Consider the following 18618-nt stretch of genomic DNA (forward strand, 5'->3'; position numbering starts at 1 on the left):
ACGATCCCAAGGACGGTGGTCGCCGTGGGCGACGCCCCTCACTACGACGTCATCATCATCGGCACCGGCGCCGGCGGAGGATCGCTCGCCCACCGTCTCGCCCCGTCGGGGAAGCGCGTCCTCCTGATCGAACGCGGCGGACACCTGCCGCGCGAGCGGGACAACTGGGACTCGACGGCCGTGTTCGTCAAGGGCAAGTACCGGGCGCCGGAATTCTGGCTGGACAAGAACGGCACCGAGTTCCCGCCCGAGGTCAACTACTACGTCGGCGGCAACACGAAGTTCTACGGCGCCGCCCTCTTCCGGCTGCGCCCCGAGGACTTCGGCGAGATCCGCCACCACGGCGGCCTCTCGCCCGCCTGGCCGATCCGGTACGAGGATCTGGAGCCGTACTACACGCAGGCCGAGCACCTCTACCTCGTCCACGGACGGCACGGTGAGGATCCCGGCGAGGGGCCGGTGAGCGCGCAGTACGCTCGTCCGCCGGTGGAGCACGAGCCGCGTATCCAGCAGTTGAGCGACGACCTCGAGAAGCGCGGCCTGCACCCGTTCCACCTGCCGATCGGTGTCGATCTCACTCAGGAGGACGGCGGGCGGGCCACCCATGCGAGCGTCTGCATCCGCTGCGACCGGGTCGACGGCTTCCCGTGCCTGGTGCGCGGCAAGTCCGACGCCGAGGTGATCTGCGTCGAGCCGGCTCTCAAGCACCCCAACGTCGAGATGGTGACGCACACCCAGGTGGTCCGCCTGGAGACCGACGACCGAGGTCGCAGGATCAGTGCGGTGGTCGGACGTCTGGCGGACGGTTCGGAGGTCCGGTTCTCGGCGGACGTGGTGGTCGTGTCCTGCGGTGCGGTGAACTCCGCGGCCCTGCTGCTGGCCTCCGCGAACGAACACCATCCCGGTGGCCTCGCGAACAGCTCCGACGTGGTCGGCCGGTTCTACATGCGTCACAACAACCTCGCCCTGATGGCTGTGTCCAAGGAACCCAATCCCACCCGGTTCCAGAAGACCCTCGCCCTCAACGACTGGTACCTCGGCGCGGACGACTGGGACTTCCCGCTGGGCGGCATCCAGATGCTGGGCAAGTCGGACGCCGAGCAGATCCACGGCGAGGCCCCCCGGTGGGCCGGTGCGGTGACACCGGACATGCCGTTCGAGGTCCTGGCGCATCACGCCGTCGACTTCTGGCTGTGCGGTGAGGACCTGCCCCTGGCGGAGAACCGGGTCACCCTCGACGGCGACGCCCGCATCCGGCTCGCTCTCGACGAGAAGAACAACGTCGAGGGCCTGCAGCGCCTGAGGCACAAGCTGCAGGGCATGCTGGGCCACCTGGGCATGCACGAGCACCATCTGCTGTCCCGCAGCATCTATCTGCACAAGGGCATGCCGATCGGGGCGACGGCGCACCAGGCGGGCACCGTGCGCTTCGGCACCGATCCCGCGGACTCCGCGCTGGACGTGAACTGCAGGGCCCACGACGTCGACAACCTGTACGTGGTGGACACGAGCTTCTTCCCGAGCATCGGGGCGGTCAACCCGTCGCTGACGGCCATCGCCAATGCCCTGCGGGTCGGCGACCATCTCCTCGCCCGGCTGGGCTGAGACCGCCGGCCGGCCGTCGGTCCGCCGGCGCCCGGCCCGTCCGTCCGTTCGTTCCTCCGTTCCTCCGTTCCTCCGTTGGGAGGAAGCTCCTCGGCCCAACGGCCCAGTGGGGACCCCCGAAAGGTGCCGGCCGCCGCATCCGATGGTTGCGTGTCCCTGCCCGGCCGAGCTGCCGCCGGGCACGGCGCGGCCGCGCGCAGCGAGGAGGCACGACGGTATGGATTCGACCGCGGGGGCACCGCAGAGTGTGATCCCGGCACGTTTGCTCCACGGCCAGAAGGCTCTGGTCACCGGTGCCAACTCGGGGATCGGCAAGGCGACGGCGATCGGCCTGGGACGAGCCGGCGCCGACGTGGTCGTGAACTACGTGGCGGGTCGCGAGGCCGCCGAGGCGGTGGTCGAGGAGATCGTCTCGTTCGGCGTGCGCGCCGCGGCGTACGAGGCCGACGTGTCCCAGGAGGACCAGGTCGTCGCCATGACGGACCGGATGGTCGAGGAATTCGGGACCATCGACATCCTGGTCGCCAACGCGGGACTGCAACGTGACGCCCGGCTCACGGAGATGACCCTCGCGCAGTGGCAGAAAGTCATCGACGTCAATCTCACCGGTCAGTTCCTGTGTGCCCGCGAGGCGACCAAGGAGTTCCGGCGCCGGGGCGTGGTCCCCGAGGTCTCCCGCTCCGCCGGGAAGATCATCTGCATGAGTTCGGTGCACCAGGTCATCCCCTGGGCCGGTCACGTGAACTACGCGTCCTCCAAGGGCGGCGTGCAGATGATGATGCAGACCCTGGCCCAGGAGCTCGCGCCGGACCGGATCCGGGTGAACGCGGTCGCACCGGGGGCGATCAAGACGCCGATCAACCGCTCGGCCTGGGAGACGCCCGAAGCGCGGGAGGACCTCCTGAGGCTGATCCCGTACGACCGGATCGGCGACCCGGAGGACATCGCCCACGCCGTTGTCGCTCTCGCCTCCGACCTCATGGACTACGTGGTGGGAACGACTCTCTACGTCGACGGCGGCATGACGCTCTTCCCGGGTTTCGCCACGGGCGGATGACCTGCTCCCGGCCCGTCACGTCCACGAACAGCGAAGGCTCGCATGTCCACCTCGCTCCACCTGCTGGCGGATGCCCCGGCCCAGCTCCTGCCGGCCCGGGAACTCATGGCCTTCACCCTGGCGTCCCACATCATCCTCGTGCCCCTCGGCGTGGCGTTTCCCCTCATCACCCTGGTCATGCACTACCGCGGGCTGCGCCGCAAGGACGCCACGGCACTGCTCCTGGCACGGCGCTGGTCGGCCGTCATGGCGGTGCAGTTCGCCCTCGGCATCGTCACCGGCACGGTGCTGTCGTTCGAGTTCGGCCTGTTGTGGCCGGGCCTGATGGGGCGGTGGGGTGATGTCTTCGGTGTCGGATTCGGCGTCGAGGCCTGGGCCTTCTTCCTGGAGGCCGTGCTCATCGCCATCTACCTGTACGGATGGCGGCGGCTGAAGCCGCGGACGCACTTCCTCCTCGGGCTGCCCCTGCCGTTCGTCGCGCTGCTCGGGGCGTTCGGCATCCTGGCAGCCAATTCCTGGATGAACACCCCCCGGGGCTTCTCGCTCGACTCGGAGGGCAACCCGGTCGACGTGAACGTCTGGAAGGCGATCTTCACGCCCATGTTCGGGCCGCAGTACTGGCACTTCGTCGTGGCGATGGTGCTCACCGCGGGCTTCATGGTGTCCGGTGTCTACGCCATGGGCTGGCTGCGCGGCCGCCGGGACCACTACCACCGGCTCGGCTTCGCCATTCCGTTCACCATCGCCGCCGTCGCCGCGCCGGTGCAGTTCGTCCTCGGCGACTCCATCGCCCGGTCGGTGTTCCACAAGCAGCCGGTGAAGTTCGCCGCGCTGGAGATCGTCTGGAAGACCGACACCCGTGTACCGGAGTACCTCTTCGGGAGACTGAACGAGGACGGGACCGTCTCGGGCGGCATCAAGATCCCCCTGCTCGACTCGGTGCTGGCCGGCTTCAGCCCGAACACCGAGGTGGTGGGACTGACCTCCGTCCCCGCGGACGAGCGCCCCACCGCGACGCAGGCGACCATCGCCCACTGGGCCTTCGACCTCATGGTCGTCATCGGGTCGGTGCTGGTGCTGCTCGCCCTCTGGTACGGGTTCGTCTGGCTGCGGCACCGCCGGCTGCCCGCCTCGCCGTGGTTCTACCGCTCCGCGGCCGGTGCCGGGGTCGCCTCCGTGGTGGCCGTCGAGTGCGGCTGGATCGCCACCGAGGTGGGGCGCCAGCCCTGGATCGTCTACCAGAACATGCGGGTCGCCGAGGCCGTGACGTCGACCCGCTCCACCAGCCTGTGGATCATGCTCGGCGTGGTGATGGTGGTGTACGTGTTCCTCTTCGGCTCGTTCGTCGTCATCCTGCTGAAGATGCGCACGCGGTGGCGGCTCGCCGACGAGCAGCGGGCCGCGGCGAGCAGGGAATCCGCTCCTGAGGACGACCTCCCGTACGGGCCGCGCGCCTCCGTGTCCGCGAACGACGTGCCCGCCGGCCCCGGGGGTGACCGCCCGTGATGGCCGACCTCATCGCCGTGGTGCTGCTCCTGGCCGTGACCGCGTACGCCTGCGCGGGGGGCACGGACTACGGGGCGGGCTTCTGGGACCTGACGGCCGGAGGGACGGAACGCGGACGGCGTCCCCGGTGGCTCGTCGACCACGCCATGGCTCCCGTCTGGGAGGTGAACAACGTCTGGCTGATCTTCGTCCTCGTCATCATGTGGACCGGCTTCCCCGTCCTGTTCCAGACCGTGTTCTCCGCGATGTGGCTCCCGTTGGCCCTGGCCGTCGTCGGCATGGTCCTGCGGGGCGCCGGCTTCGCCCTGCGCAAACCCTCCCGGCGGCTCGCCGGCCGACGGCTGTACGGTGCCGTGTTCGCCGTGGCCTCGGTCGTCACGCCGTTCTTCCTCGGTGCCGCCGTGGGCGGGGTCGCCTCGGAACGCGTGGCTCCCGGCACGGAGGCCTCGGCGGACGTCTGGACCGGACCGACCTCCATCGTGTTCGGACTGGTCGCCATCGCGACCACGGCCTTCCTCGGTGCGGTGTTCCTCGCCGGGGACGCCCGCAGGTTCGACGCGCCCGATCTGGTCGGCTACTTCAGGCGGCGGGCGCTGGGCAGTCTCGCCGTGCTCACGGTCCTCGCGGTGGTCACCGGGTTCGTCACCCACGAGGACTCCCCCTACGTCTGGCACGGACTCACCCGCGGCCTGGGGCTGCTGTTCGTCGTCGTGGCCGGAGCGGCCGCTCTCGCGACCGCCTGGCTGCTCCTGCGGACGCCGGGAACGTGGGTGCGCGTCACGGCGGTCGGAGTCGTCGCGTCCGCCGTCGTCGCCTGGGGCATGGCCCAGCGGCCCTACCTGCTCCCCACCTCGCTGACCGTGGCCGACGCCGCGGGCGCGCCCTCCACCCTGACGTGGCTGTCGATCGTCACCCTGGTGGCCCTGGTGGTCGTCGTGCCGGCCGTGGTCCTCCTCTACTGGCTGGACGCCCGCGGCGAGCTGGCGGAGCTCACCGACGCCGAACTGCGCGGAGGAGGCGGCACCGCCGGCGACGGAGCGGTACGCGACGGCTGATCGCCCGCACGTGCCCAGTCCGGCCCCGTACGCGCCCGGCCCCCGAGGGAGGAAGCCGCTGTGACCGACGACGAGATCCTTCTCGGACTCGCCCTGACGGTGGTGCTCGCCACCGGCTCGCAGATCCTGGCGAGCAAACTGCGCGTCCCCGCCCTGATCATCCTGCTTCCCGTCGGGTTCACCGCTGGGTGGCTGACGGAGATCGTCCACCCGGACAAGCTGCTCGGGCCGGACTTCTCGAACCTGGTGTCGCTGTCCGTCGCGGTGATCCTCTACGACGCCGGTCTAGGACTCGACCTGCGCAAGCTCGCCCACCACACGCGGGGGATCGTGGGCAGGCTGCTCGTGTACGGCGTGCTGCTCACCTTCCTCGTCACCGGGACGGTGGCCCCGGCGATGTTCGACATGCCCCTGCGGGTGGCCGCGATGCTCGGCATGATCCTCGTCGTCTCGGGGCCCACGGTCGTGGGGCCGATCCTCGATTTCGTGCGGCCGAGCGACAAGGTGCGGCGCATCCTGATCTGGGAGGGGACGCTGACCGACCCGATCGGCGCCATCCTCGGCGCCCTCACCTTCCACGCGGTCGCCTCGTCGCACCAGATCGACATCGGCCGGGGCTACCAGCTGGGCCAGTTCGCCATCAGTCTCGCCTTCGGGCTTGCGGGCGGGGTGGTGGGAACCGCGCTGCTGTGGTTCACCCTGCGCACCCTGCGACTCGGCGAGACCCTGGGCACGCTCGCGCAACTCGCCGTCGTGATCGGCGTATCGGCGTGCTGCGACGTCCTGCGGGACGACACGGGACTCATCGCCGCGATCGTGGCGGGGCTCGCCGTGGCCAACATCCGCGGCTTCGACATGCCCTCGCGCCGGCCGTTCTTCGAGACCCTGGTCCAGCTGATCATCGGACTGCTGTTCATCTCCATCTCCTCCACCGTCACGCCGGCGTCCCTCGTTCCGGTGCTCCTTCCGGCGCTCGGCCTGATCGCGATCCTCGTCCTGGTGCTCCGACCGCTCGTGGCCTTCGGCGCCGCCGCGCACACGGACCTCACACGGGGGGAGCGCGCCTTCATCGGGTGGATGGACCCACGCGGCATCGTCGCGGCGGCGACGGCGTCGGCCTTCTCCGCCGGCCTGGTCGAGCGGGGGGTGGCCGGGGCGGCGAAGATCCTCCCGGTCACCTTCCTGGTGATCGTGGGCACCGTCCTGCTGTACTCCCTGACGGCGGCGCCGATGGCGAGGCGCCTCGGCGTGGTCAAGGAGGAGGGCCGGCGCGTCCTCCTGGTGGGCGGCGAGCCGTGGGTGGTCGACCTGGGACGGGCCCTGCGGACCGCCGGTCTCGACGTGCTGATGTGGGCCGGACTCGACGAGGAGCGGGAAAGGATCAGGTCAGCGGGCCTCGACCTGGCCAAGGGCGATCTGCTGGCCACGGCCATCAACCCCGGGGCGCGGCTGGAAGGTGTGACGGCCGTCTTCCTGGCCACCGACGACGACGACTTCAACGCGCTCGCGTCGATCGTGATGCAGGACAACGTCGAAGGGCCCGTCTACCGGGTCGGGCCGCCGCACGACAGCCACGGCGTGGTGGCTCCGTACACCGGCGGCGACATCCTCTTCGGCAGCTCGCTGGTCCGGCACGTCCTCGCGGAGCGCTACGGGCGAGGTGCCCGGTTCACGGTGCAGCCGGCCGGCGCACCGACGGCACCGGAGTACGACACCCTCTTCGTGGTGCGGGCCGACCACCGGCTGGATCCCGTCACGGAGCGGCAGGAGACCGTGCCGCGGGAGGGTGACACCGTCGTCCTCCTCGGACCGGCGCCCACCACCACGCCTCGGTGAGACGCGCCTCGGCGGCCCCGGCCCGGGGCCGCCGCGCGTCTACAGCATCGAGTCGAGGGTGATCGCCGCGTCGATCAGCGCCAGGTGGGTGAACGCCTGCGGGAAGTTGCCCAGCTGGCGTCCGGTCAGGTCGATCTCCTCGGAGTACAGGCCCAGGTGGTTGGCGTAGGTGAGCATCTTCTCCAGGACCAGCCGGGCCATGTCGGTGCGTCCGGCCCGGGCCAGGGCGTCGACGTACATGAAGGTGCAGAGGGAGAAGGTTCCCTCGGAGCCGCGCAGCCCGTCGGGGGACGCCTCGGGGTTGTAGCGGTAGACGAGGCTGTCGCTGACCAGCTCGCGCTCCATCGCGTCCAGGGTCGACTTCCACATCGGGTCCTCCGGCGTGATGAAGCCCACCGTCGGCATGCGCAGCAGGGAGGAGTCGAGAACGTCGTCACCGTAGTGCTGCACGAAGGCCCGCTTCCCCGCGTCCCACCCGCGGTCGTACACCTGTGCGTAGATCTCGTCCCGCGCGTCCACCCAACGCCCGCCGGCGGCCGGACGGCCGTCGTCGGTGGCGATCCGCAGTGCCCGGTCGAACGCCACCCAGGACATCACGCGGCCGTAGGTGAAGTCCTTCCGGCCGCCGCGCGTCTCCCAGAGCCCCTCGCCCGGCTGGTCCCAGTGATCGACCAGCCAGTCGAGCAGGGTGTGCAGGGCCTTCCAGCCCCCGTGGTCGAGATGCATGCCATGCTCGTGCGCGAAGTAGATGCTGTCGAGCGCCTCACCGTAGATGTCCAGCTGGAGCTGGGTCGCCGCGCCGTTGCCGATGCGGACCGGAGCGGAGCCGCGGTATCCCTCCCAGTGGTCCAGGGTCTCCTCGACCAGGTCGGCGGAGCCGTCGACCCGGTACATGATGTTCAGCGGTCCGGAGCCGTTCCTCTGGCCGGCGTCCTGCTTCACGCGGTCGTGCAGCCAGTTGATGAACGCGGCCGCCTCCTCCGTGAACCCCAGGCCCAGCAGGGCGTACACCGAGAACGAGGCGTCGCGGATCCAGGTGAACCGGTAGTCCCAGTTGCGCTCGCCGCCGAGTTGCTCGGGCAGCCCGGCCGTGGGCGCGGCGACCAGGGCGCCGGTCGGCGCGTAGGTCATGAGCTTCAGGGTCACGGCCGAGCGTTCCACGGCCTCGCGCCAGCGGCCGGAGTAGGTGGACTGCCCGAGCCAGGACCGCCAGAAGCGGACCGTCTCGTGGAAGAGCCGCTCGAACTCCTCCGGGCGGACCTCGTGCGGAGGCCCGTCGGGGGCGGATTCCATGACCAGGCCGCGCTGCTGTCCCGCCCGCAGGCTCAGGGAGAAGCGCAGGTCGTCGTGGTCGCCCGGGAGAATGCTCATGAGCCGCGCGTCCTGGGGCTCGCGGACGGGGTGGACGGCGAGATCCAGGTCTTCCGAGGTGAACAGGGCCCCGTGCTCCGTCAGGTGCAGTTCGTGCGGCTTACGGCCGTAGTCGAAGCGCGGAGCGATCTCCCCCTCGAACGTCATGCTGCCGCGTACGCAGCGGAGCATGCGGACGATACGGTGCCGGTCCGTCGCGGTGGTTCCGGTCACCGGCATGAAGTCGACGACCTCGCCGGCCCCGGCCTCCGTCATGAAGCGCGTCACCAGAACGGCCGTGTCCGGGTGGTAGAGCTGTTTGGTCGTGTACGTGTCCGCGACCGGCCGCACGGTGAAGTGGCCCCCCTTACGGCGGTCGAGCAGAGAGCCGAAGACGCTGGGCGAGTCGAACCGGGGACAGCAGAACCAGTCGATCGTCGCATCGGTCGTCACGAGGGCCGCGGTCTGCAGATCACCGATCAGGCCGTGGTTCTCGATCAGGGGGTAGTCGTCCATCGTGGGCCCCTTTCAGCCCCGGTCGACCACTCCCGGGGCTGACCTGCACTCCGCGGGCGGGGTGGACCGGACGGCACGCGATCAGCTTAGGCCGGTGAGGTCGGTCCGTCCTGGCGAGCGGACGGCACGGTGGACGGCGGTACTGCCGCTGCGCAGGTCCGGGAATCGCCCTACCGTGAGGTGGAGGCGGCCCCCGAGAGGTCGCCCGCCGTCTCGTCGTGCCCCGAGGGCACCTGACTCCTCCCGTGAAGGGGGCGTGGTGTCATGACGTCCTGGGCGGCCCGGTTCAGGTTGCGGCAGTACGCCAAGTCCAGCCTGTGGATCGTGCCGATGCTCGGACTCCTCCTCGGCGTCGTGCTCGCCGAGCTCGCCCTCGCCGCGGACAGCGCCGACTGGCCGCCGAGCGGCTGGCACTACTCCGCCACGACGGCGAGCGGCGTGCTGGCCGCCATCGTGGGAGCGATGGTGGCGCTGCTCGGGTTCGTCGTCACCATCGGCGTGCTGGTGGTGCAGCAGGCCACGAACACCCTCTCTCCCCGTTACATGCGCCTGTGGTACCGGGACCGGCTGCAGAAGGCGGTTCTCGCGACCTTCACGGGGACCTTCGCGTTCGCCTTCTCCCTGCTGCGCAGCGTCGAATCCGCATCGGTCCCCGACCTGGGGGTCACCCTGGCCGGCGCGGCGGTGGCGGTCAGCCTGGTGCTCCTGCTCATCTACCTCAACCGGTTCACCCACAGCCTCCGGCCGGTGGCCATCGCGGAGTTGGTCACGCGCCTGGGGGAGACGGTCTTCACCGAGGGCGCCAGGGCGATCCGGGGCGCCGCGCCCCGTGAAGACAGGGCGGTGCCGTCCGTCGGTCCGGTGACGCATGTGCGTGCCGTGCGCGGGGGCGCCATCCAGGCGTTCGACGTACCCGGTCTGGTCACCGAGGCGGCGCGCCACGACTGCGTCTTCGTGGTGACGCGGCTGATCGGGGACTTCGTACCGCCCGGCACCGTACTGGTGGAGGTGCACGGGGACACCTCCGGACCCGCCCCGGAGCGGGTGACCGGTTTCGTCGCCCTCGGGGCCGAGCGCACGATCGAACAGGATCCCGCCTTCGCGCTGAGGATCCTCGTCGACATCGCGATCAGGGCCCTCTCCCCCGCGGTGAACGACCCCACGACCGCGGTGCAGGTCATCAACTACATCGAGTCCTTCCTGCACACGGTCGGCACCACACGGCTCCCCGGACGCCACGTCCTGGCCGATCGTGACGGGAACCCCCGGGTCGTGCTCCCGGGCCGGGACTGGGACGACTACCTCGAGCTCGCCGTCTGCGAGATCCGCGACTACGGAGGTTCCTCCGTGCAGATCTGCCGGAGGCTCCGGGCGATGCTGGAGGGCCTGCTCGAAGCCCTGCCGCCGCCCCAGCACCCCGCCGTGCGCACGCAGCTGCTCCTCCTGCAGGAGGCGGCCGAGCGGGAGTTCACCGACCCGAACCGCCTGGCCATCGCGGCGCAGGCCGACCACCAGGGCATCGGCGGACGCTCCTCCCACCGCCTTGCCACGCCTTCGCCGGACCGGCCCCCACAGGAGGGACCACCGTCGTGAGCGTGCCGCGCTCCGCGGACGCCACGGGGACGCCGCGCGGGAGGACCGCCGCCGTGCCCGGAGGCCGCCGGCCGGCCGGGGCGGCGCGCGTCACCGGGTGCGGTCGAGCAGGTGGGTGAACAGCGCGTCCAGTTCCTGCGCGGCCGTGTGCGTCAGCGGCGCGCCCCGCAGTGCGCGGCGAGCGGTGTCCAGCTGCCGGCGGGCTTCCTCGCGGGTCGCGGTCCAGCCGCCTGCCTCCTCCACGAGGGCCGCGACGTGCGCGGCGGTCTCGCCGTCGATCCGCCGGGCGGAGTCGAGGCGCGAGGCGAGTTCCCGCGCGGCCCTGCCGCCGCCTGCCAGTGCGGCGAGGACCGGGTAGGTCTTCTTGCCCCGGCGCAGGTCGGCGTGGACGGGTTTGCCGGTCACCGCCGGGTCGCCCCAGATGCCGAGGATGTCGTCCACCGCCTGGAAGGCGAGGCCGAGATGGCGTCCGGCGCGTTCGAGCGCGGTCACGGTCCGGTCCGGGGCGCCGCCGAGGACCGCGCCGAGCGCGATCGCGCCACCCAGCAGCGCGCCCGTCTTGTGCTCGGCCATCGACCGGTACCGCTCCGGCACGACCGCGCCGGGACCTGACCAGGGGCGGTCCTCGAAGCGCAGGTCCTCCGCCTGGCCGGACACCAGCGCGTTCAGCGTCCGGCAGAGGCATCGGACCGCGGCTGCCGCGTGGGGGCCCGGTGCCTCGGCCAGGCTCGCCACGGCCTGGGCGTGGAGCGCGTCGCCGGCCAGGACGGCCGGCCCCGTCCCGTACGCCTTCCACACCGCCGGGCGCTGCCGGCGCAGGGCGTCGCCGTCCATGATGTCGTCGTGGAGCAGGGAGAAGGTGTGCACGAGTTCGACGGCCACGGCGCCCGGCACGGCGTCGGCGCCGTCCGCCCCGGCGGCTTCGGCACCGAGCACGGCGAGCGCCTGCCGCACGCCCTTGCCCTCGGAGCCGCCGGGGTCCGGGGTCCCGGCCGTGTCGGCCCAGCCCAGCGCGTACGCCGCCATCTCCCCCGTCCAGGGATGCAGCCGGCCCACCGCCTCCACCAGTGCGGGCCGGACCAGTTCCCGGCATCGCTCCAGGACGTCGGTCGCCGAGGCGTCGTGACCACGAGGGGTGCGCGGCGAGGCCGCGGCCGCGGGACCGGGGAGGCCGGAGGGCGGGCGGACGGGTGCGGCGGACGTCGGCAGGGCGGTCATCGCAGCCCCTCCGGGTCGGCCGTCCGCAGGGCCTCCACCCCGACCGCCGGCAGGATCGGCCCGGCCACCCCCGGCCCGTCCCCGGCGTGGTCCAGCAGCGGCCCGACCCCCAGCTCGGCCGCGGCCTTGTCCACCATGTCCCGGGCGTGCCGCAGCCCGATGCGGTCCAGCGTGGAGCGCAGTTCGGTCAGCTCCGCGGCGGTGTCCCCGGCGTCGCGGCCCAGCCGGGCACCGGCCTTGGCGAGTCCCAGCCGCGACAGCGCCGTCCCGCGCGGCTCGTCCATCTCACGGAACTCCTCCAGCGCCAGCGCGTACAGCTCACGGGCCTGCTCGTACCGACCCGCCCGGTAGAGCACGTTGCCGCGCATCTTGTGGTTGTAGGCGAGCGCGCTGGACAGCGATATCTCCCGGCACGCCTCCTCCGCCCGCGACAGCAGGGCCAGGGCGCGCTCCGCGTCCCCGTCGCGTACGGACACCACGTCGGCGATGCCCCGCAGCGCCCACGCCCACCCGCGCCGGTCCTCGGCGCGCGACGCCGTCTCGGCCGCCTCCTCGAACAGGGCCAGGGCGTCGTCGTAGCGGCCGGTGTTGCGGTGCATCTGCGCGATGCCCTCCAGCGCCCACACCGTGTGCCGGGCCTCGCCTCGGCGGCGGGCCTCGGCCAGCAGTTGCTCGTGCAGCCTTCCCACGGCCTCGTAGTCGCCCTGGATGCGCCCGGTCTCGGCGAGCCCCGCGAGCGAGTAGCCCCGCACGACGACGTCCCCGCCCCGCTCGCCCGCCTCGGCCGCCAGGTTCAGCAACCGGTACGCCAGCCTGAGCGCACCGCGCTGCCGGGCCAGCGTGCCGCCGCTCCACAGGGCCCAGGCCATCGCACCTTCGTGGCCCGCCGAACGCGCCGCCCGGTAGCTCGCCTTCCACGCCCGGTCGGCCTCCCCGATCCGCCCGAGCCTGCGGCACGCCTCCGCCACGGCCAGACCGCAGCGCGCCGCCTCCCGGAGATCGCCGGACCGCTCCGCCGCCCGCAGCTCCCGCACGCCCCGGGCGAGCACCTCGGGCAGGGAGGCGTTCACCGACAGTGACCCCAGAGCCCCTTGGTACTCGGGCGCGGACGCCTTCGCCGGCCTCACACTCACCTGACCTGCCATCAGAACCTCCTCATGCCGACTCGACGATCGAGCCGGCGCGAGGGTCAAGACGTGGGCAGCGGGCGCGGGTTCCTCATCGGCCGCAATGTCCCTCTCGGTACGGGCGCGAGGGTCCTCCTCAAGTGCTACGCGGCCGTCCGAGACTCCTCAGCGAGGCGTACGCGGTGCCGCGGGTCGACCCGTCACGGAGATCCCCGCGGACGGCGGGGCCCCGTGCGGCGACGGTTCCCCGGCACGGCACCGTGCGGGGCTCGGTCCGGGGCGATGGGGGTGATCACTGGTGCGGCGTACGGGAGTTGTGCTTTCCTGAACTCATGAGCCTGCTCGTGATGCGTCGACACGTGGACTACGTGCGCGTCACGACCATGGCCTGTTCCGGCTGACACCGAGGCCTCGACCCGGCGTCCGGACACCGACGCGCTCGCCCCGTAGGGCTCCTGGGCGCCTCCCCGACGGCCTCGTCCTGCCCCACGGTCCGTCCCTCCTGCCGTGCCGGTCCCTGCCTTCGGGGCTCCGGCCCGCCGCGATGGACGGGCCGCCCCGAGCACACCACCACCGCAGCAGGAGGCGACGCATGAGCGTCCGTGACATCCCCGAGGCCCGCGAGACCGTCGACGACGACATCGACGGGCGCACCGGCGCACCCGATCCGGCGCGCTTCGCCGCCGAGTGGGAGGAATGGCACCGGGACAAGGACGCCCGGCTGGCCGCCGAGCACGGCTTTCTCGCGATCACCGGCCTGCACTGGCTCTCCGCCGAGCCGCAGAGCGTCCCCGGCGCCCCGGGCAGCTGGTCGACGGGGCCCGAGGGCGTCACCGTGGAGCTCGACGAGGGGACCGAACTCGTCGTCGAGGGCGCGGTGGTGCGAGGGAGGCACCTCTTCGGCGTCATCCCGGAGCGCGGCGGCGTCGACGCCGTCTGGCAGGGCACCGTGATCGAGGTCGCCAGGCGCGGCGGCCACGACGTGGTCCGGCCCCGCCACCCCGACCACCCGCTGCGCGTCGAGTTCACCGGTACGCCGGCCTACGCGCCCGATCCCCGCTGGGTCGTCACGGGCCGCTACGAAGCCTTCGACGAGCCGCAGCCGACCACGGTCGGCGCCTCCGTCGAGGGACTTCGGCACGTGTACGACGCTCCGGGCCGTGTCGTCTTCCGGCTCCGGGGGCGCGAGCTGAGCCTGACCGCGTTCAACGGGCACACGCCGGGCAGCCTCACGGTGCTGTTCACCGACGAGACCTCCGGCGTCACGACGTACGCGGCCAACCGCCAGGTCACGGTGGCCGCGCCCGGGCCCGACGGCACGGTCGTGCTCGACTTCAACCGCGCCACCAACCTGCCGTGCGCCTACACCGACTTCGCGACCTGCCCGCTGCCGCCGGCCGAGAACCGGCTGCCCGTCGCGATCGAGGCCGGAGAGAGGATCCCGCGGGAGCGCGGCCCGGTCTCCTGAGCCGCGTCCCGGCCATTGCCGCGGAGGCCGTCGGCCCGGATTGTTGCCGCGGCGTGACGGCGCCATGGCCACCCCGTGGCGATACCGTCCGGCACGAGGCCGAGCGGCCCTGCGGCACTTAGCCTCCCCGGAACGGCCCTGCCGCCGATGACGCGGGGCCGCTCCCCGTCTCCGCCGAGGGCAGGTCCCCATGAGTATCTCCAGCACCCCGAGTGTCGACGAAGCACGGTCGCGACTGCCCGACCTGCACGTGGTCGACGTCCGTGCCCCCGGCGAGTTCGCCTCCGGTCGCTTGCCGGGCGCCGTCAACGTCCCCCTGGACCGCATCGAGGACCACCTCTCCGACCTGCGGGACGCCGCCGAGCGAGGACCGCTGCTCCTGGTGTGCGCCGGCGGCGCCCGCTCCGAGAAGGGCGTCGCGGTGCTCGCCTCCCACGGGATCACCGCCGCGAGCCTCACCGGCGGCACCCGGGCCTGGGCCGCCGCCGGCCACCCGCTCGAGCACCCGCCCGGCCCGGTGCGCGCCGTCTGGGGGATGGAGCGCCAGGTGCGCTTCACCGCCGGCGCCCTGGTGCTGCTCGGTCTGGTTCTCGGCCTGCTGGTGCATCCGGCGTTCCAGGTGCTGTCGGCGGGGATCGCCGGAGGTCTGGTGTTCTCGGCGCTCACCGACACCTGCGGCATGGCCGCGGTCCTCGGCCGGCTGCCCTTCAACCGGCGCGGCTGAGCACCACACGGCCCCCTCCGGGGGTCTCTCCCACGAGCGCGGTCCAGCAGGTCCGGGGTGTCGGTCCACCCCGGACCTGTTCCGCGTCTTCCGTGTGTTCCCGTGCTCCCGCGCGATCCGGGACCCGGCTCGCCGCACGTACGGGCTCGATATCCGGACGCACCAGCCCGATATCCCGGTGAACGCATTCGGCGGGCGAGTGCCGGGCCGAGCGAAAACCCTTTCCCGGCGCCGTGTTTCGGGCCGGTTGTGAACGCCGTACGACACGCGTATGTCGCCTGATTCACCATGCGAGACGCAGCGGGACAGGACATTGACGGGTCCGGATTTCGCTGCGAGTCTCTTGGTCGTGAGCACGCCCGAGAACCTCGCCGCGCGGCTGCACGTCGATCTCCGACGTCAAGCCAGCGCCATCTGTGCCGCCGGCCGATAAATCCGCCGGCAGGCATCCTTCTCCTGCTCTTCTTCCCGCCGTGGACGTGCCGCGCCGCGTCACCGTGATGGCTCACCGGTTTTTCTCCGGATGCCGGGGCCTCGGCTCCCTTTCCCGCCCTTCGGTGCCTTCCACGTCCTTTCCCTGAATCCCGGCGCACCCTTTCCGGCAGCCACTCCATCGAACGTGAACAGGAATGCCCATGACCACGACGGCGTCGAACCGACGACAGTTCCTCACCCTGCTCGGACTCTCGGCGGTGGCGGTGAGCTGCGGCACGACCGCCACCGGAGCCTCCGGCAAGGGACAGACCCGGACGCTGCGGTACCAGGGGTGGGCAGGACAGGTCACCTTGCCGGAACTGGCGGCGGACCTCGGCTACCTGGAGGACGTGAAGCTGGAGTGGGTCGGCAACACGATCAGCGGCCCTCAGGACATCCAGTCCGCTGCCACCGGGCAGACGGACTTCGGCGGCGCATTCAACGGAGCCGTCGTCAAACTGGCCGCGAACAAGACCCCCGTCAAGGCCGTGATCAGCTATTACGGCTCCGACAAGGACGCCTACAACGGCTACTACGTCCTCAAGGACAGCCCTATCCGCTCCGCCCGCGATCTGACCGGCAAGAAAGTCGGCATGAACACCCTCGGGGCGCACGCGGAGGCCATGCTCGACATCTATCTCCAGCGCGGCGGTCTGTCCCGGGCGGAGATCGAAAAAGTCGAGCCGCTGGTCGTGCCGCCGGTGAACACCGAGCAGTCCCTGCGGGCGAGACAGATCGAGGTGGCCGTGCTCGGCGGAATTCTGCGCGACAAGGCACTCGCGACCGGGGGAATTCGTCCGCTGTTCACGGACTTCGAACTGCTCGGTGCCTTCAGTGCCGGGTCCTACGTGATGACGGAACGCTTCCTGAAGCAGAACCCCGACACGGCCAGGACCTTCGTCACGGCCGTGGGGCGGGCCATCGAGTGGTCGCGCACCACTCCGCGCGCCGAGGTCATCGCCCGGATGACGGAGATCGTGAAGAGGCGCGGACGCAACGAGGACACCGCGCCCCTGAAGTTCTGGCGGTCCTACGGCGTCGCCGAGACGTCGGGCCGGATCACCGGCAAGGAGCTCCAGCTCTGGATCGACTGGCTCACCGAGCGCGGCGACATCCGGAAGGGCCAGGTCACGCTGGGCGATCTCTACACCAACGAGTTCAACGCGGCCGGTCGGGGCGGCGCGACGCCCTCCTCGCCGGCCCCCTCCGCCTCGACGAGCGGGAGCTGATCCCATGGCTGTCACCACACCCAAGATCGTGTTCGAGGACGTGCGGAAGGTCTTCACCGTCAAGGACTCGCCGGTGAAGGGGGGTTCGGGGGCGCGGAGGTCCAGGGAGTTCACGGCTGTCGACGGCATCGACCTGGAGGTCGCCGCGGGTGAGTTCGTCGTCCTGGTCGGCCCCAGCGGCTGCGGCAAGTCGACCCTGCTGGATCTGCTGGCCGGCCTCGCCCGGCCCACCGGCGGACGGATCCTGCTCGACGGCGAACCCGTGACCGGTCCCGGCCTGAACCGCGGCATCGTCTTCCAGCAGTACGCGCTGCTGCCCTGGCGCACCGCGCAGGGCAACGTGGAGTTCGGCCTGGAGGCCACCGGTGTTCCGCGCCGCGAACGGGCGGCACGCGCACGGGAGTTCCTGGATCTGGTCGGCCTGACCGGGTTCGAGAACCGGCATCCGCACGAGCTGTCGGGCGGGATGCGGCAGCGGGTGGCGATCGCCCGCAGTCTCGCGTACGACCCGGACGTGCTGCTCATGGACGAGCCGTTCGCCGCCCTGGACGCCCAGACCCGCGAGTCGTTGCAGGACGAACTGCTCCGCATCTGGCAGCGCACCGGGAAGACCGTCGTCTTCATCACGCACGGCATCGACGAAGCCGTCTACCTCGGGCAGCGCGTCGCCGTCATGACGTCCAGGCCGGGCCGCATCAAGCAGGTCGTGCCGGTCTCCCTCGGCTCCCGCACCACCACGGACGACATACGTTCCAGCCCCGAGTTCGCACGCCACCGGCACGAGATCTGGTCACTGCTGCACGACGAGGTGGCCATGGCCCAGCAGTTGGAGAGGCAGGAGGCCTCCGTATGAGCCTCACGACCCGCACCACCGCCGCCCCCGCCGCCCCCGCCGCCGAAGGGACTCCCCCACCGGCCCCGGCCGGCATCGCCGGCGGCGTCCACGCCCCCGCCGCCTCGTCCGGCGCGTCCGCGGCACCGCCGCCGCGCCGGACCCCCTCCCGGGCGGTCCGTCTTCGCGAGGCGCTCCGACGGCCGGTGTCCCTCCTCGTGACCGGGGCCACCAAGTCCGCGGCGATCGCCGCCCTGCTGCTGCTCTGGGAGGCCGCACCCCGGCTGGGACTGGTCGACCGGACCTTCCTGCCCCCGTTCAGCGAGGTCGCCGTCGCCTGGTGGGAACTGGCGGCCGACGGTCAGCTCGCCGACAACACCTACGCCAGCCTGGTGCGCTCGTTCAGCGGATTCGGTCTGGCCCTGGCCGTGGCCGTACCCCTCGGTCTGCTGATCGGCTGGTACCGGCCCGTGGCCGATCTGCTCAATCCGCTGCTGGAGGTGTTCCGCAACACCGCCGCGCTGGCCCTGCTGCCGGTGTTCGTCCTGCTGCTGGGCATCGGTGAGACCTCGAAGATCTCCATCGTGGTGTACGCGTGCGCCTGGCCGATCCTGCTCAACACGATCAGCGCCGTACGCCATGTCGACCCCACCCTGCTGAAACTCGCGAAGTCGATGGACCTGTCCGCGCCCCGTCTGTTCCAGAAGGTCATCCTGCCGTCCGCCGTTCCGATGATCTTCACCGGCATCCGGCTGGCCGGAGCGGTGTCGATCCTGGTCCTGGTCGCCGCCGAGATGATCGGCGCGAAGGCGGGCCTCGGCTACCTGATCAACGCCTCGCAGTACAACTTCGCGATCCCGCAGATGTACGCGGGCATCATCACGATCTCCGCCATCGGCGTGACCGTCAACCAGCTCCTGGTCGCCCTGGAGCGCCGGCTCAGCTCCTGGCGTGTATCCGCCGGCGACTGATCCGGCCGCCCGCCCGCCTCGCAGTCCCGAGTCCCACCGCCCCGATCCGAGGAACCC

Annotated in this window: 14 protein-coding genes; 11 read left to right on the forward strand and 3 right to left on the reverse strand. The window is 71.5% G+C overall.

Annotation, left to right across the window (positions count from 1 at the left end):
• The first annotated feature begins 24 nt into the window (after positions 1–24).
• From ACGFZF_RS33055 to ACGFZF_RS33075, 5 genes are all read left to right on the forward strand, one after another.
• Entirely contained in the window at positions 25–1605 is a 1581-nt protein-coding gene (locus tag ACGFZF_RS33055) for a GMC oxidoreductase (protein ID WP_393560273.1), read from the forward strand.
• A 217-nt stretch (positions 1606–1822) separates the two neighbouring features.
• Positions 1823–2662, forward strand: coding sequence for an SDR family oxidoreductase (locus ACGFZF_RS33060; protein WP_393560275.1), 840 nt, complete (start codon positions 1823–1825; stop codon positions 2660–2662).
• A gap of 42 nt (positions 2663–2704) precedes the next feature.
• Positions 2705–4168, forward strand: coding sequence for a cytochrome ubiquinol oxidase subunit I (locus tag ACGFZF_RS33065; protein ID WP_393560277.1), 1464 nt, complete (start codon positions 2705–2707; stop codon positions 4166–4168).
• Complete coding sequence (locus tag ACGFZF_RS33070; protein WP_393560279.1) at positions 4168–5223, forward strand: cytochrome d ubiquinol oxidase subunit II; 1056 nt, start codon at positions 4168–4170, stop codon at positions 5221–5223. Before ACGFZF_RS33065 ends, ACGFZF_RS33070 begins: the two co-directional genes overlap by 1 nt.
• A gap of 60 nt (positions 5224–5283) precedes the next feature.
• Positions 5284–7059, forward strand: coding sequence for a cation:proton antiporter (locus ACGFZF_RS33075; protein ID WP_393560281.1), 1776 nt, complete (start codon positions 5284–5286; stop codon positions 7057–7059).
• Positions 7060–7098: 39 nt separating this feature from the next.
• Here ACGFZF_RS33075 and ACGFZF_RS33080 read toward each other — a convergent pair whose 3' ends face one another.
• The gene (locus ACGFZF_RS33080; RefSeq protein WP_393560283.1) at positions 7099–8925 is read right to left on the reverse strand and encodes a glycoside hydrolase family 15 protein; all 1827 of its coding nucleotides are present in this window, start codon (positions 8923–8925) and stop codon (positions 7099–7101) included.
• A 264-nt stretch (positions 8926–9189) separates the two neighbouring features.
• On the opposite strand from ACGFZF_RS33080, the gene ACGFZF_RS33085 reads away from it, so the two are divergent.
• Positions 9190–10518, forward strand: a complete 1329-nt coding sequence (locus ACGFZF_RS33085; protein ID WP_393560285.1) for a DUF2254 domain-containing protein — start codon at positions 9190–9192, stop codon at positions 10516–10518.
• Between the two features lie 90 nt (positions 10519–10608).
• On the opposite strand, the gene ACGFZF_RS33090 is transcribed toward ACGFZF_RS33085, so the two are convergent.
• Both ACGFZF_RS33090 and ACGFZF_RS33095 read right to left on the reverse strand, forming a co-directional pair.
• Positions 10609–11736: a polyprenyl synthetase family protein gene (locus ACGFZF_RS33090; protein ID WP_393560287.1), complete on the reverse strand. Its 1128-nt coding sequence runs from the start codon at positions 11734–11736 to the stop codon at positions 10609–10611.
• Complete coding sequence (locus tag ACGFZF_RS33095) at positions 11733–12881, reverse strand: tetratricopeptide repeat protein (RefSeq protein ID WP_393560289.1); 1149 nt, start codon at positions 12879–12881, stop codon at positions 11733–11735. The genes ACGFZF_RS33090 and ACGFZF_RS33095 overlap by 4 nt, the downstream gene beginning before the upstream one ends.
• A gap of 574 nt (positions 12882–13455) precedes the next feature.
• On the opposite strand from ACGFZF_RS33095, the gene ACGFZF_RS33100 reads away from it, so the two are divergent.
• The 5 genes from ACGFZF_RS33100 (at position 13456) to ACGFZF_RS33120 (ending at position 18561) form a co-directional block, all read left to right on the forward strand.
• On the forward strand, positions 13456–14331 hold the full coding sequence (locus ACGFZF_RS33100) for a DUF1684 domain-containing protein (protein ID WP_393560291.1): 876 nt from the start codon (positions 13456–13458) through the stop codon (positions 14329–14331).
• 190 nt (positions 14332–14521) lie between these two features.
• Positions 14522–15055, forward strand: a complete 534-nt coding sequence (locus ACGFZF_RS33105; RefSeq protein ID WP_393560293.1) for a rhodanese-like domain-containing protein — start codon at positions 14522–14524, stop codon at positions 15053–15055.
• 635 nt (positions 15056–15690) lie between these two features.
• Positions 15691–16758 carry an ABC transporter substrate-binding protein gene (locus ACGFZF_RS33110; RefSeq protein ID WP_393560295.1) on the forward strand — a complete coding sequence of 356 codons (1068 nt, stop codon included), beginning with the start codon at positions 15691–15693 and terminating at the stop codon, positions 16756–16758.
• A gap of 4 nt (positions 16759–16762) precedes the next feature.
• The gene (locus tag ACGFZF_RS33115) at positions 16763–17611 is read left to right on the forward strand and encodes an ABC transporter ATP-binding protein (RefSeq protein WP_393560297.1); all 849 of its coding nucleotides are present in this window, start codon (positions 16763–16765) and stop codon (positions 17609–17611) included.
• Positions 17608–18561: an ABC transporter permease gene (locus tag ACGFZF_RS33120; RefSeq protein ID WP_393560299.1), complete on the forward strand. Its 954-nt coding sequence runs from the start codon at positions 17608–17610 to the stop codon at positions 18559–18561. The genes ACGFZF_RS33115 and ACGFZF_RS33120 overlap by 4 nt, the downstream gene beginning before the upstream one ends.
• Positions 18562–18618 lie beyond the last annotated feature (57 nt).

Origin of the sequence: Streptomyces sp. NPDC048338, from assembly GCF_043201055.1 — a bacterium.
GTDB lineage: Bacteria > Actinomycetota > Actinomycetes > Streptomycetales > Streptomycetaceae > Streptomyces.

What these genes read in the sequence shown, in the direction of transcription:
- ACGFZF_RS33060 (WP_393560275.1), top strand. Translation starts at nt 1,823, where the DNA reads ATGGATTCGACCGCGGGGGCACCGCAGAGTGTGATCCCGGCACGTTTG.
- ACGFZF_RS33095 (WP_393560289.1), bottom strand. Translation starts at nt 12,881, where the DNA reads ATGGCAGGTCAGGTGAGTGTGAGGCCGGCGAAGGCGTCCGCGCCCGAG.
- ACGFZF_RS33085 (WP_393560285.1), top strand. Translation starts at nt 9,190, where the DNA reads ATGACGTCCTGGGCGGCCCGGTTCAGGTTGCGGCAGTACGCCAAGTCC.
- ACGFZF_RS33100 (WP_393560291.1), top strand. Translation starts at nt 13,456, where the DNA reads ATGAGCGTCCGTGACATCCCCGAGGCCCGCGAGACCGTCGACGACGAC.
- ACGFZF_RS33070 (WP_393560279.1), top strand. Translation starts at nt 4,168, where the DNA reads ATGGCCGACCTCATCGCCGTGGTGCTGCTCCTGGCCGTGACCGCGTAC.
- ACGFZF_RS33110 (WP_393560295.1), top strand. Translation starts at nt 15,691, where the DNA reads ATGACCACGACGGCGTCGAACCGACGACAGTTCCTCACCCTGCTCGGA.
- ACGFZF_RS33105 (WP_393560293.1), top strand. Translation starts at nt 14,522, where the DNA reads ATGAGTATCTCCAGCACCCCGAGTGTCGACGAAGCACGGTCGCGACTG.
- ACGFZF_RS33065 (WP_393560277.1), top strand. Translation starts at nt 2,705, where the DNA reads ATGTCCACCTCGCTCCACCTGCTGGCGGATGCCCCGGCCCAGCTCCTG.
- ACGFZF_RS33090 (WP_393560287.1), bottom strand. Translation starts at nt 11,736, where the DNA reads ATGACCGCCCTGCCGACGTCCGCCGCACCCGTCCGCCCGCCCTCCGGC.
- ACGFZF_RS33115 (WP_393560297.1), top strand. Translation starts at nt 16,763, where the DNA reads ATGGCTGTCACCACACCCAAGATCGTGTTCGAGGACGTGCGGAAGGTC.
- ACGFZF_RS33120 (WP_393560299.1), top strand. Translation starts at nt 17,608, where the DNA reads ATGAGCCTCACGACCCGCACCACCGCCGCCCCCGCCGCCCCCGCCGCC.
- ACGFZF_RS33080 (WP_393560283.1), bottom strand. Translation starts at nt 8,925, where the DNA reads ATGGACGACTACCCCCTGATCGAGAACCACGGCCTGATCGGTGATCTG.